Below are 14,451 nucleotides of genomic sequence, written 5' to 3'. Positions count from 1 at the left end.
CAGGGCAACGGGGGTGGAACCATGATCGGACGACTCGTCGGCGCATCAGTTCTTACAATCGGGTTGACCCTGGCCGCGATCCCCGCGGCAGCGGCACCCACCGATCCGGCACCCGGCACCGTCGTCGACGCGGTCGAACTGGACCGCTCGATGTGGATACCCGGCGCCGCCAGCGCCACCAAGGTGACCTACTGGACCACCGGCCCGCTCGACCAGCCTGCTCTGAGCAGCGGCGCAGTGTTCATGCCTTCCGGAACGCCCCCACCTGATGGTTGGCCGGTGGTTTCGTGGGCACACGGCACATTGGGGATCGCCGACCACTGCGCCCCCACCATCAGCGGACAGTACGGCCGCTCCTACCTCGCTCATTGGTTGTCGGAGGGATACGCGGTCGTCGCGACCGACTACGTCGGGCTGGGAACCCCGGGAGTACATCCTTATCTCGACGGCAAGTCTGCCGCACACAGCGTGACGGACATGGTGCGCGCGGGTCGCGCCGTCGAGCCGAGTCTGTCGCCAAGCTGGGTGGCGCTCGGCCAGTCACAGGGCGGGCATGCCGCGATGGTGACTGCGGCGCGCGCGACGACGTACGCACCGGAACTGGACTTCCGAGGCGCCGTCGCCACCGGTACTCCGGCGAATCTCGAGGTCCTCGCCCCGTTGGTGGGACCGGAGTTCCCGCAGCTCCCGTTCACCGGCACCACGGTCTTCATTTCCTTCATCCTCGCCGGACTACGAGCGGCGCGCCCGGATCTCGATATCAACGGCTACCTATCCGACGTCGGCCGCGAAGCCGTGGATGCCGCCGAGTCCGAATGCTACGTCGACTTGGCCCCTCAGCTGGAGGACGTCTCGATCGGTGACCTCGTGGTCCGCGAGGTCGACGATCCGGCCATGCTGGCAGCGCTCGACGACATGCTCGCGGTACCTGTGAGCGGATACGACCGCCCCGTGTTCCTCGGCCACGGCATGACGGACTTTATGGTGCCGGCACCACTGGCCCTGATACTGGCAGCGGACCTGGCAATCAACCGGCAACCGGTCACGTTCTGGAGGTATCCGGGCGGCCATCTCGAGACGCAGCTCGCCGCGCTACCGGATGCCGCAGCCTTCGTGCGTGGCCTTTTCGACTGTCCACCCGGCGAATACACCTGCCTGCCGTCCCCACAGTCATAGCAACGGCTGAACGAGCGAGATCAGAACCAGATGCCGATCTCGGCCAGGCGCGCCCGGAGGCGCTTCAGGTGTCCACCCGGCCAATACACCTGCCCGCAGTCATTGCAACGACTGAACAGCCGGTGCTCGCGTAGAACACTGCTCGGTACGCGGGCGCGTGCCAGCACGGGCGTCGCGGGACCAATGATCCCGTTGCAGCGCGCACATCGGGTGAGCGGTGCGATGCGCCCCAGCAGCCGGAACCGGTCGAGGACCTCGCGTAGTTGGAGCCGTGGGTCGGTCTCGTGCAGGAAGGCGCCATGGACGAGCGCCGCGCGTTCGAGCAGGCCGACGTCGCGCGTGAGAAGAGTTCGATCCTCGTCGCGCGACAACGCGAGAAGCTCGTCGTCGGAACAGTCGTTGGTATAGGCACTGTCGAAGCCCAGCAGCCGCAGATAGCGGGCGAGCCGGCCGAGATGAACGTCCAGCACGAACCGCGGATCCGGCAACGGTGGACGCAGCGGGGCGATGTCCCCCAGCTCCAGCGAGCGGAAGGTGGGGTAGACCGCGACTCGTTCTCCACCCGAGAGTCGACGGTCGAACCCGACTGGTTCACCGTCGACGATGATCAGATCGACCTCGGTATGGGGAACGCCGAGCGATTCGATCCGATCCTTGACCGACGGTGAACCGTCGAACTCGTGCAGGATGCTCCGTCGCCGCAGCCGAGGCTGCAGGAAGTCGTTCAGCTCCCCGTAGACACGGAACTCGCATCGCCGGCGATCCATATTCCGGTCACCGCTTGTCGCGAGGCGAAGGAGCCGGGGGCCTGCCTGCCTGACCGACGCCCGCGCCGCGAAGCCCCAGACCCCTACGGGCGAGTGAGGATCTCGAGGTTGTGGCCGGCCGGATCACGAAAATAGACCCCACGACCGCCATTGTTCCTGTTGATCTCGCCCGGTCGGGTGTTGTGAGGATCCGCCCAGTGCTCCAACCCCCGCTCGAGAATGCGCCCGTAGATCGCGTCGAATTCCTCCTCGGTCACCTGGAAGGCGTAGTGCTGCGGCAGCACCTCGACCGGTGGATCGGCGAAGTCCAGCGTCACGTCGTTGTGGAGTCGGACTGCAAGGAACGGACCGACAGGAACGGCGTCGGGCAGGTCGAACAGTGTCGTGAGGAAAGACGCGGACACCTGCTTGTCTCGCGCGAGAACGATGGTGTGGTTCAACGAAATGGCCATAAGAACCCCTTCGGCTCATCCGACACGTCCATCCAGGTATCGGCCGACGATCGGGCCGATCACCTCGAGCGCGTCCGGCGTCGTCAGCCGGTTGTGTGTCTGGTCCACCGGATGGACCCGAACCCCACCGGAAACGTATGGGTCCCAAGGTGTTCGGTCCGACGTCCGCGTATTGTCCACAGCCGCGAAGTACACGAGGTCGCCGTCGAACATCTCCGGCCGATACTCCTGACCGAGGTGGACCGTATGGACGTAGTCGTCGTACAGGCGCCGCACTTCAGCGGCCGTCATGGTTGCGTAGGGGCCGCCGGCGTCGCGCAGCAACTGAGCCGCACGCTCCGGCGTCAGATCGCCGCCGCCCTCGAATCGGTCGACGCCGGCGAACTCGGCGAAGAGCGTCCCCAGGCTCGGAGTGTAGGGCGCGCCCGCATCCGGAATCGACTCGGTCGTCTGGGTGTCGAGCATTATCAGCGTGCCGACCTCCTCGCCGAAGTTCCTCAGACGCACGGCCATTGCGTGGGCGATTGCTCCGCCGACCGAATATCCGAGCAGGTGGTACGGCCCGTGAGGTTGCACCCGTCTGATCAGGTCGACGTACCGCCGAGCGAGATCAGTCAACGTGGAGGCAGCCTCTACTCCATTGGTCATTCCCGGTGACTGGATCCCGTACACCGCTCTGCCGTCGGGGACGTACGGGATCAGCCCTGCGTAACATCCCGTCAGTCCGATCGCCGGGTGCACACAGATCAGCGGCGGCACGCCGTTTCCGGAGCGCATGCACACCAACTCGCTGTCCGGCTGCCCAGTACTGTCACCGAGACGCACGACCATGGCGAGCCGCTCGATGGTCGGATGGTCGAACACGTCCTGCGGTTCGAGCACGATTCCTGCCTCGCGGGCTCGGGAGACGAGCTGGATGACCGTGATCGAGTCTCCGCCCAGCGCGAAGAACGAATCGTCGGCTGCGACCGCGGGCACGTCGAGGACTGCGGCGAACAACTCGGCGAGGTGCTCCTCCATCGGTCCGGCCGGGCTCCGCCCATGTCCCGCGAACGCCGCGAAGTCTGGCTCGGGAAGCGCCCGACGATCGATCTTTCCGTTCGCGGTGACCGGCAGCTGGTCGAGCACCACGACAGCAGCGGGCACCATGTACGGCGGCAGCATCAGGTCGACCTCGTCGCGAGTCCGGAGGGGATCGAGCGCGCATCCGACTTCAGGGACGACGTACCCAATCAACCGGTCGTCCGCGCCGAGCTCGAAACGACGAGACGTGACGACGGCTTGCGCAACCCCGCCGCACCGCATCAGCGCAGATTCGATCTCCCCGAGCTCGACGCGGAAGCCATGCACCTGAACCTGGAAGTCGCTGCGGCCCAGGAATTCGAGTCGGCCATCGGTAGCGCGACGTCCGAGATCCCCCGTGCGGTACATGCGTCGGCCGGCACCTCCCGGTGCCGCGATGAAGCGCGACGCCGTCAGCCCCGGACGGCCGACGTACCCACGTGCGACCTCGTCACCGGACACGTAGATCTCGCCGACCACCCCGGCCGGCACGGGGTGCAGGCGCGGATCCAGAACATCGACCCGGACGCCGGGTAGAGGTGCGCCGATCACGGACGCCGACGTTTGCGAGAGCATCGCACGGTCGAGGACGAAGTCGGTGTCGATCACGGTGGCCTCGGTGACCCCGTACATCTCGACCACCTGGTCCGCGTCCGGTGGTCTGCGCGAATACCAGTCCTCGACCCGTTCGAGAGCGAGTTCCTCACCACCGACGAACACGTATCTCAGTGGAAGATCCTCGCTCGTCGCGTGGTCGACCAGCTGGTAGAACGACGCAGGAGTCTGGTTGAGCACGGTCACCGACTCGCGGCGCAACAGATCGACGAAATGATCGGGCGACCGAGCGACCATCGGATCCACTATCACCGTGGAGGCACCGGTGGACAACGGGCCCCACACCTCCCACACCGACACGTCGAACGCGAACGAGTGGAACAAGGTCCAGGTGTCGGAGGGCCGGAGATCGAACTCGGCGTGCGCGTTCGCCAGCAGCGCTACCGCGCTGCGGTGCGACACCAGCACCCCCTTGGGTCTGCCAGTGGAGCCGGACGTGTAGATGACATAGGCCGCGCTGTCCGGCCGCGGTGCCACGAGGAAGTCGGCCGCGGTCGACGCCTCGGACTGCATGGCGAGCTCGACACGGAACTCCGGGTCGTCGAGCGCGAGTAGCGGCGACGAAATCGTGCGGATCATCCCCCGTGCAGCGGTGGTTGTCAGCACACAGGCGGGCGCGGCCTCGTCGAGCACGAACGCAATGCGCTCAGTCGGCGAGCCGAGATCGATCGGCAGATAGGCCGCGCCGACGAGAGTGGTTGCCACGATCGCAACGATCATGTCGACGGATCGCGGCAAGGCGAGAGCGACAATGGATTCGGCGCCAACACCGCGGCCGGCCAACAGCGACGCGAGCCGTCTCGCGTCGCTGTCGAGTTGTGCGTACGTCACCCGGGTCTGCCCGTCCACGACCGCCACCGAATCGGGGCACTCGGCGACTGCACGGCGGAACAAGGTCGCGAGGGTCGCGCCCGATGCGTCCTCCCCGACTGCACTCTCGGTGTCGAGCGCCAACAGTTCGGAGGGGGTGAGCAGTCCGATGTCGCCGACCGGACATCGTGGGTCGGCTACAGCAGCGTCGAGAATCCGGCGTAGCCGGTCGGCAAAACCTTCGACCGTCGCCTGGTCCCACAGATCTGTCGCGTAAGTGAGATCGAAACGCATCCCAGCGGGTTCACCGTCTGGTGTGAAGGACTCCGACACGCTCAACTGCAGATCGAACTTCGAAACGCCGAGGTCGTGGCTGATCGGTTCGACCTCCAACCCGGGCAGGCGCAGGTACTCGGACATGTCGGCGCGGTATTCGACGAGCACCTGGAACAACGGCGCGTGCGACGTCGACCGGGTCGGCGCCAGTTCATCGACCAGGCGCTCGAAGGGAAGATCCGTCCGGGAGAACGCGGCCAGATCGACCTCGCGGACAGTGCTGAGCAGTTCCTCGAATCCCGAGGCAGGGTCGATCGGCGTCCGCAGCACGAGGGTACCGACGAACATGCCGACAACGTCGTCGAGCCCGGCCTCCCCGCGCCCCGACACCGGAGTCCCGATCACGATGTCGCCACTGCTCGACAACCGTGCGACGAGAATCGCCAGCGCCGCGTGCGCAACCATGAACATGGTCGAATTGGCGCGCCGCGCAAGCCCTACCAGTTGCGCGTGGGTTCGGGCGTCGACGTCGAACCCGACGATGGCCCCCCGAAAGGATTGCCGGGCCGGACGCGGATGGTCGGTAGGCAGCGGGACGATCTCGGGTATCCCGTCGAGGTTGGCACGCCAGTACTCGAGCTGCCGGCTGTACATCGAATCGGGATCATCGGGATCGCCCAGCAGGTCACGTTTCCAAAGAGTGAAGTCGACATATTGGACCGCCGGCGGCGCCCACTGCGGTGCCCGACCCTGGCGACGGCATTCGTAGGCGCGCACGACGTCCCGAGCGAGCGTCGTCATCGAGAAGCCGTCCGCGGTGATGTGGTGAGCGACGACCACCAGGACGTGGTCCGTCCCGGAGAACCGCACCAGTTGTGCCCGCAGCGGTACCTCTCGGCTCACGTCGAATCCCGCCGACGCGAACTGCTCGAGATGTCCGGGAAGGTCGGCGTCGGGCAGCGTCACCAGCTCGGTGCGAGGGATGTCTTCGGCGTCGACGATCAGCTGGGTAGGGCTCCCGCCGACCACCGGGTACATCGTGCGCAGGGTCGAATGGCGAACGACGACGTCGCCGACCGAGGCGACCAGTGCCCGCTCGTCGAGATCACCGCGCAGCCGCACGGCCATGACGATGTTGTAGGCCGGCGACGCGGTGTCGAGCTGGTTGATCGACCACATCCGCAGCTGCGCCGACGACACCGGCAACACCTCGGGCCAATCGTAGGGCCGCAGCACCGGACGGTGCACGTCCCCGGTACCGAGACGTATCCGTGCGGCGAGGGTTCGGACGGTGGGCGCTTCGAAGATCGCGCGGACGTCCAGGTCGGTGTCGAGCGCCGCGTCGAGTCGCCGCGTGACTCGGGTGGCCATGAGCGAGTTCCCGCCCAGATCGAAGAAGCTGTCGTCCGGTCCTATCCGATCGATACCGAGAACAGCGCGCAGGTGCTCCGCAACGATCTCCTCGACCGGCGTGAACACCGCAATGCCGTTGACGTCGGCGAGGCTCGGAAAGTCGGGCGCCGGCAAAGCATTCCGGTCAAGCTTGCCCGACGGCATCAACGGCACCTCGCGGATCGGCACGATCAATGCCGGGACCATGTACGAGGGCAGCCGACCCGCGAGATGGCGGAGCAATTCGCCGGGATCGACGGCCGGATCGTCTCCGCGGACATAAGAGACGAGCACGGTCTCTCCCGACGGCGCCGTTCGGCCGACGGTGACCGCGAACTCCACACTCGGATGGTCCGACAAGGCCGCATCGATCTCGCCCAGCTCGATCCGGAAGCCACGCACCTTGACCTGGTAGTCGTTGCGACCGAGGTACTCGAGAGTCAGGTCGTCGCGCCACCGGACGATATCGCCAGTGCGGTAGAGCCGGTTGCCGGGAATGGTTCGCTCGTCTGCGTCGGTCGCGTGCTCGGTCGAGGCGACGAACGGGTTCGCGACGAAACGCGCCGCAGTCAGCCCCGGGCGACGGTGGTATCCGCGGGCGAGGGCCGGTCCACCGAGGTACAACTCCCCCGGCATCCCGACCGGCACAGGTTGCAGGCGGGCATCGAGGACCACCTGGATGAATCCTGGCGCCGGCCCGCCGATCGTGACAACGTCGTCGGGCGCGAGAGGACTGCTGATACTGGACATCACCGTGCTCTCGGTGGGTCCGTACCCATTGACCAGCCTGCGCCCACGGCCCCATCGCCCCACCAGTTCCGGGGGACAAGCCTCGCCCGCGACCACGACCGACCGCAATCCGTCGAGGCCCTCGGAGCGTAGCGACCCGAGGAGGCTGGGGGTCAAGAACGCGTGGGTTACCCCTTGGTCGGCGAGGACCCGCGCCAGATCCTCGCCTCCGTAGACGTCCGGGGGCACGATCACCAGATGGGCGCCCGATCCGAATGCCATGATCATCTCGAACATCGATGCGTCGAAGCTCGGCGAGGCGAGCTGTGAGACGACCGCGTCCGAGGTCACGGCGAGGAGCTCACGTTCCGCCGCGGCAAGATTCGCAAGACCACCATGCGTGACCACGACACCCTTGGGAACGCCGGTCGAACCCGATGTGTAGATCAGGTAGACCGGGTTGTCGATCCGCACCGGCGCGCGACGATCCGCATCGGTGATCGGCCGCGCCGGGTACCTCGACGACTCGGCCCGGTAGGAGTCGAGGTCGACTGCGTGCCAAGAGACGCCGGAGGCACTGCCGGACAGTTGTTCTCGCCACCGCTGGACAGTCAGGCCCACCCGTGCGCCGGAATCCCGCAGCATGTGGTCGATCCGCTCGAGCGGATACGTCGGATCCACAGGAACGAACGCGGCGCCCGTCTTCGCGACCGCCGCGACCGCTTCGACGAACTCGATCGAGCGGGTCAGGCCCAGAGCCACGACCCCTTCGGGACCAACGCCCTCATCGATCAGTTGTCGTGCCATCCGGTTGGAACGCTCGTCGAGTTCGCGGTACGTGAGCGTTCGGATCGAACCCGCCTCGCACGACAATGCCACCGCATCCGGATCGATCCTTGCCGCGTCCTCCAGGATGCCGGGCAAGGTCCGGTGGCGTCGTCCGGGCTTCCCGCGGACCGGGGCCAGACGTCGGTAGTCGGCGTCCGGCAACAGCACCAGCTCCGCCAGCGTCCGATCCGTATCCGCCGCGATCGCATGCAGCACGCGCTCGAGGCGGTCGGCGACAGCGTCGACCTCCTGCGCGTCGAAGAGTGCGGGCGCATAGTCGATGCGGATCTGCAGTCCCCCGTCGACCATGGCGGCGAGCGCGAACGGGTAGTGCGTGGCGTCGTGGACCGCGATGTCCGCAACCTGCAGGCCGGCGATGTCTGTGTCAGGGGTCAGTCCGCCGCGGTCGATCGGGTACGACTCGAACACGGTGATGGTGTCGAACAGTCCCGTGGCCCGCGTCGCGCTCTCGATGTCCGCGAGACCTAGGTGCTCGTGATCGAGAAGCGCCGCCTGGGCAGCGTGGACCCGGTCGAGCAACTCCCCCAGGGTCTCGGCCGGGCGGAGGGCCACCCGGACCGGGATCGTGTTGATGAACAGCCCGACCATGTCCTCGATGCCGTCGATCTGAGGAGGCCGGCCCGAGACGATCGCGCCGAATACCACGTCGTCCCGTCTCGTCCATGCCCCCAACACGATTGCCCATGCCGCCCGCACGATCGTGCTGAGCGTGACGCCACGCTCGCGGGCGACGGTGTCGAGTCGGGCCGTCTCCGTCTCGGTGAGGAGCAGTCGATCGGCCCGTGGCACCGTGGGCAACAGTCGGCCGCGTCCGGGGGGCCCGAGCAGGGTCGGTTCGTCGATGCCGGCCAACGCATCCACCCAGTGTCTGGTCGACGTCTCACGATCGATCGTTCCCAGCCAGGCCAGATAGTTCGCGAACGACGCCGAGACCGGAACAGTCCGGAAGTCCTCCGAGGCGTACAGCTCCAACAGTTCACGCACCAGCAGCGGCACCGACCATCCGTCCAGCAGGATGTGATGGTAGGTGAGCACGAGTCGGTATTGATCGTCCCCGATGCGCGTCAACAGCGCCCGGAACAGCGGAGCCGTTCCCATCTCGAAACAGCGAGTTCGGTCCTCCGCCAGGACCCGGTCGGCCTCGGCCTGATCACGGAGATCCGCCACCGCCCAGGGCAGTTCGGCACGGTGCGGGACCAGCTGCAACGGGTCACCGTCCGGTCCGGTCGTGAACGCAACCCGCAAGATCTCGTGACGATCCAACAGTTCCTGCAGGGTTCGCCGCATTCTCTCCGCGTCGACGTGGCCACGCAGGTCCATCGTCAACTGGACCACGTACGGGTCGTCGCCGTCGCCCGCCAGCTCGTTCTGGAACAGCAGCCCGGCCTGCAGCGGCGACAGAGGCCACACCTCGACCAGCCCCGGACACGTCCCCTCGAGGCGTTCGATGGCCTTCTGGTCGAGCCGGACCAGCGGGATGTCCGACGGCGTCAGCCCACCCGCACCTGGTTTCGCGGCCGCGGTTGCAAGGGCATGACACGCCGACTGCCACAGATCCGTGAGTTCCCGAACGTCTGCGGCATCGAGGATTCCGGTGGGGTACGCGAAGTTCGCACGCACCATCGGGCCCGACGGGGTATCGACCGTGATGAGGTTGATGTCGAGCACTGCGTCCACGGGCATTTCGGGGTCGACGGACGAGCCCAGGTCGCCGAGTTCGTCGACCGGAAGCCAATCGCCGGCCCCTCCCTGCGCCACAGCCATCCGGCCGAGGTAGTTGATGCTGACCTGCGGCTGGGGCAGATCGTCGAGGGGACCGCCCGAGCCCGTATCGCGCAGGTACCGCAGTGCGCCGTAGCCGATGCCGTGGTCGGACACCTCCCGCAACTGCTCCTTGACGATCTTGAGTGCCTCCTCCGCGGCGGGCTCGCCGCCGAACGCGGCGTCGAGGTCGACGCCCGAGAGGTCGAGCCGGACCGGATGGGTGGCGGTGAACCAGCCGACGGTGCGGGACAGGTCCGCGCCGGGCACCACCTGTTCCTCGCGACCGTGCCCCTCGAGCATCACCGGGAAGCTTGTCGCGGCGGTTCCACGGCGACGACGCCACTGCGTCAGACCCATTGCCAGCCCGGTCACGATCGCGTCGTCGATGCTGCCGTGAACGGACTCGGGCACCATGGTCGACATCGCCGCGGTCACGCTCGGGGGTAGATCCACCGACACGGACGCGACGGTGCGGGCGGCGTCCAGCGCCGGGTCGAGGGTGCGGGGGCCGAGAGGCGGATCCGGCTGCTCGAGTATTTCGCGCCAGTATCGGATCTCGGCGGTGTGCTCGGGGGTGTCCGCCCGAGCCCATTCGGTGAGTGCGTGCGCCCACGTCCGCATCGACGTGCCGACCGCCGGCAGGCGTGTCGTGTCGCCTCCACGCAACTGCTGCCACGCGGACGCCAAGTCCGGAAGCAGGATCCGCCACGAGACCCCGTCGACGACGAGGTGATGGATCACCAGCAGGAGTCGACCGGGCCGGTCGGTGCCACCGTCGCACCACACGGCCTGCACCATGCGTCCGGACTCGGGATCCAGCCTGCCTGCGGCCTCGTCCCGTGCCGCGGTCAGGACCGCGGCCAGATCGGTCTGTCCTGTCACTGCGATTCGTCGGACCAGGTCGGACGCCATACTCGACCCCGGCGGCGGAACATCGAATTCGGCTGTTTCCGAATCGAATCGGGCCCGAAGCATGTCGTGACGGTCGAGCACCGCTTGGAGCGCGCTGTGCAGGTCGCGCTGGGCAAGCCCGGCCGGAACAGTCACGCAGACCGACTGTGACAGTCTCGACCACGGACCACCGCGGCCGACGAGCCACCGCACGATCGGAGTCGTCGTCACCCTGCCGATACCACCACCGGGAAGTTCCTCGACTGCCGTGCCGGATTCGTCAACTGTGGCGGCCACGGCCGCCAAGCCCGCCACCGAGAGGCGTTCGAACACGTCGTGAGGTGTGAACGACAAACCGGCCTCCCTGGCCCGCGACACCAATTGGATCGCCATGATCGAGTCGCCGCCCAGCGTGAAGAACGAATCCTCCGCCGAGACCGAGCCAGCGCCGAGTACCTGTGTGAACAGGCCGGCGATGGTCTCCTCGAGTGGCCCGGCTGGTGGGCGACCCGAACCGGCCGACGTGCCGAAGTCCGGTTCCGGCAAGGCTTTGCGGTCGACCTTGCCGTTCACGGTGAGCGGGAGGCGATCGAGCACCATGACGGCCGCAGGAATCATGTACGGCGCCAGGATCCCCGCGACTTGCTTCCGCACCGATTGTGGATCGAGGATCACTCCCGGGTCCGGGACCACGTACGCGAGCAGCCTCGCGGGCTCACCTTCCGCCCGCCGCGCCACCACGACGGCCTGCGCGACGCCGGGACACGCTACGAGCGCCGATTCGATCTCCCCGGGCTCGACCCGGAATCCGCGTACCTGGACCTGAAAGTCGCTGCGGCCGAGGAACGCGAGTCGACCGTCGCGGTCCCACCGGGCGAGATCTCCCGACCGGTACATACGGGTGCCATCTGCCGCGAAGGGATCGGCGATGAACCGTTCGGCGGTCAGTCCCGACCTCCCGCCGTAGCCGCGGGCCACCTGTGGACCACCGGCGTAGATCTCCCCGACCACCCCCACCGGGACCGGCCGGAGCCGACGATCCAAGAGATACAGCCGGACCCCCGGGAGGCCACGGCCGACCAGGTTGCCCGGGGCCGCAGCGAGCGCCACATCGATCGGGAGGCCCGTGAGGAACACGGTGGTCTCGGTGATGCCGTAGACACTGACAAGGACCGAACTGTCGCCCTCGTGCCGCTCGAGCCACGGCACCATCCGGTGCTGGTCGTAGTCGTCCCCTCCGACGAGCAGCCGCTGCAACTCGGTCAGTGGACGGCCTCCGGCACGCTCGGCGTCGGCGAACTGGAAGAAGGCGGCTGGGGTCTGGCCCAGCACGTTCACGTGTTCGCCCCGCAACAGCTCGACGAACGCGTCAGGCGTGCGAACGGTGTCCTGGTCGACCACGACGAGGGTCCCACCGGAGGTGAGTGCACCCCAGATCTCCCATACCGAGAAGTCGAACGCGAACGAGTGGAACACCGTCCAGACGGCACCGTCCGCGGTTCCGAACGCCGCCTTGGAACTTTCGAGCAGCACCGTCGCGGAGCGGTGGTTCACTTGAACACCCTTGGGACGCCCGGTCGACCCGGAGGTATAGATCGTGTACGCAAGGTGCTCGCCGCCAAGAGGACGCGCCCGCTCCGCGTCGGTAACCGCGGCGGAGGACAGCGATTCGAGAATGTCGCCGGTCGCGGAATCGTCGAGTACCACCAGCGGCCAAGCGTGGCCGTCCATTTCCGCTGCCGAGTTCGCCGCGGTCACTACACAAGACACCTTGGCGTCAGCGAGCACGTAATCGCGCCGCGATGTCGGCATGGCCGCCGCGATCGGCACGTACCCTCCGCCGGCGGTAACGGTCGCCAGTAGCGCGACGATCAGGTCGGCGGATCGGTCGAGGACGACCCCGACCGATGTCTCAGGACCGACTCCGAGCGCGATGAGATGCCGCGCAAGCCGATTCGCTCGAGCTGTCAGTTCGCCGTACGTCAACCTCTGCTCATTGGACACGACAGCGACTCGGTCCGGGGTGCCCCGGGCCCAGCGATCGACGAGTGCCGGCAGTGTCCCGCTTGCCTCGTCGACCGGCCTGGCGGGCACGTACCAGTCCGCCAACTGCGCCGTCAGCGCGGCGTCGTCGACGATCGGCAGTTCCCAGACCGGTGTGCCGGGATCGGCGGTAAGTAGCCCGTGTAGGAGCCTGCTGAATCGCTCGTAGTGCATGTGCAGGGTCGCGTCGTCGTAGAGTTGCGGATTGGCCTTGAAGTCCAGGCGGATAGGCCCCTCAGGGCCGTAGCGATAGACGTTGACGAGCAGGTCTTCGATCGGCCCGGACGTGACCACCTCGAGCGAGGTCTGTGTCTTGCCCAGCCGCAACTCGGTCGGAAACATCATCAGGTTCAACAGTGGGCCCGCGAATCCACGACCGGCTCCGCGATCACCGCGGTCCCGTCTCAGCTCTTCGTGCCGATACCGTTGGTGTCGTAAGGCGCCCGACAACGCGCCCATCACATCCGCGACCAGATCCGAGACGGTCGTGCCCCCACCGATCGACACCCGCAGTGGCACAACGTTCGCGAGCGTTCCGCCGGATCTGCGCAAGACGGCTGTGGTGCGCGTGGACACGGGCAGGCTCAGGACGATGTCCTCGGCGCCGGTGTGGCGGGCGGTATACGCGGCAATGGCTGACGCGACCAGTGCCGCGACGCTCGCGCCGTGCCGCTCCTGGGCATCCTCCAGGGCCACCGCAGTCTCCGGCGCGAGAGGTTCGCCGACCTCACGGCCGAGCGCGCGCGCCGAAGCCGATCGCTCCGCCAGGCTGCACCGTTCGGGCATGCCCGACATCTGTTCGAGCCAATAGTCGCGGTCGGACTGCCACCGCTTCGATCCGGTGTAGGCGGCTTCGGCGGCATAGACGGTGTCGAGGTCGGAGGCGGGGTTCGGTCCCGGCTCGCGTCCCTCGACGGCGGCGTTGTAGAGGTCGGCGGCCCGGTAGAGCATCGACGCGGCCCCGACGCCGTCGAGCGCGACGTGGTGCACACGTGAGTACCAGAAGTACCGGTCATCCGCGATCCGGAGGAGCACGGACACACCGAGACGGTCCCGCACCAGATCGAGCGACGCCGCCACATCGCATCGCATCCACTCTCGGGCCGCCGACTCGGGATCCGGCTCGTCACGCAGATCGACGACCCGCGTATCGGTAACGATTCTCGGGTCGATGATCTGGTGGGGCTGGGAATCCACCAGAACAAGGCGAACCAGGCCCGCGCCGAATTCACGGGCCGCCTGAGAGGTAGCCCGGGATAGCTGGCGGACGTCGAGTCGCGCTTCCGTCTCCCGTATATCCACGTACTGTGCGACCAGCATCGGAACGCTCGGGTCGAGTTGCTGGGCGAACCACTGCCCCATCTGGGCGGGCGTGAGCGGGATCGGCCGGGAGTATCCGGCGGTCGGATCGTTCAGTTCGGGCAGACTGTCCCCGGCGTCCGTTATTCCGGACGCCGCATCGACTCGAAATGGCAGTTCCATGAGCGATGGGAGTTTCCTGAGCGGGAACGCGGCATTTGCGGCCGCTCGGTCGGACACTTCGGGCGTTCACCCGATACCGACAACTCAGCGGGACTGTGTTAGCCGATCCTCCGTACGCGAACGCTCGAGGCGCTCGGCGACAC

General features: G+C 67.2%; 4 protein-coding genes. 1 reads left to right on the top strand and 3 read right to left on the bottom strand.

All coding sequences use genetic code 11. The features are described from left to right. Positions 1-21: 21 nt before the first annotated feature. Complete coding sequence (locus tag EGT50_RS03920; protein WP_127951397.1) at positions 22-1,176, top strand: lipase family protein; 1,155 nt, start codon at positions 22-24, stop codon at positions 1,174-1,176. 20 nt (positions 1,177-1,196) lie between these two features. Here EGT50_RS03920 and EGT50_RS03915 read toward each other — a convergent pair whose 3' ends face one another. From EGT50_RS03915 to EGT50_RS03905, 3 genes are all read right to left on the bottom strand, one after another. Next, positions 1,197-1,943: a Mut7-C RNAse domain-containing protein gene (locus EGT50_RS03915; RefSeq protein ID WP_127951223.1), complete on the bottom strand. Its 747-nt coding sequence runs from the start codon at positions 1,941-1,943 to the stop codon at positions 1,197-1,199. A gap of 83 nt (positions 1,944-2,026) precedes the next feature. Next, the gene (locus EGT50_RS03910; protein WP_127951222.1) at positions 2,027-2,395 is read right to left on the bottom strand and encodes a VOC family protein; all 369 of its coding nucleotides are present in this window, start codon (positions 2,393-2,395) and stop codon (positions 2,027-2,029) included. A 15-nt stretch (positions 2,396-2,410) separates the two neighbouring features. Further along, positions 2,411-14,308 carry an amino acid adenylation domain-containing protein gene (locus EGT50_RS03905; protein ID WP_164873333.1) on the bottom strand — a complete coding sequence of 3,966 codons (11,898 nt, stop codon included), beginning with the start codon at positions 14,306-14,308 and terminating at the stop codon, positions 2,411-2,413. Between the last annotated feature and the right edge of the window lie 143 nt (positions 14,309-14,451).

Source organism: Rhodococcus xishaensis, from assembly GCF_004011825.1.
In the GTDB taxonomy this organism is placed as follows: Bacteria; Actinomycetota; Actinomycetes; order Mycobacteriales; family Mycobacteriaceae; genus Prescottella; species Prescottella xishaensis.
The sequence above is the reverse complement of the archived record's forward strand: the minus strand, read 5'-3'. Positions and strand labels throughout refer to the sequence as shown.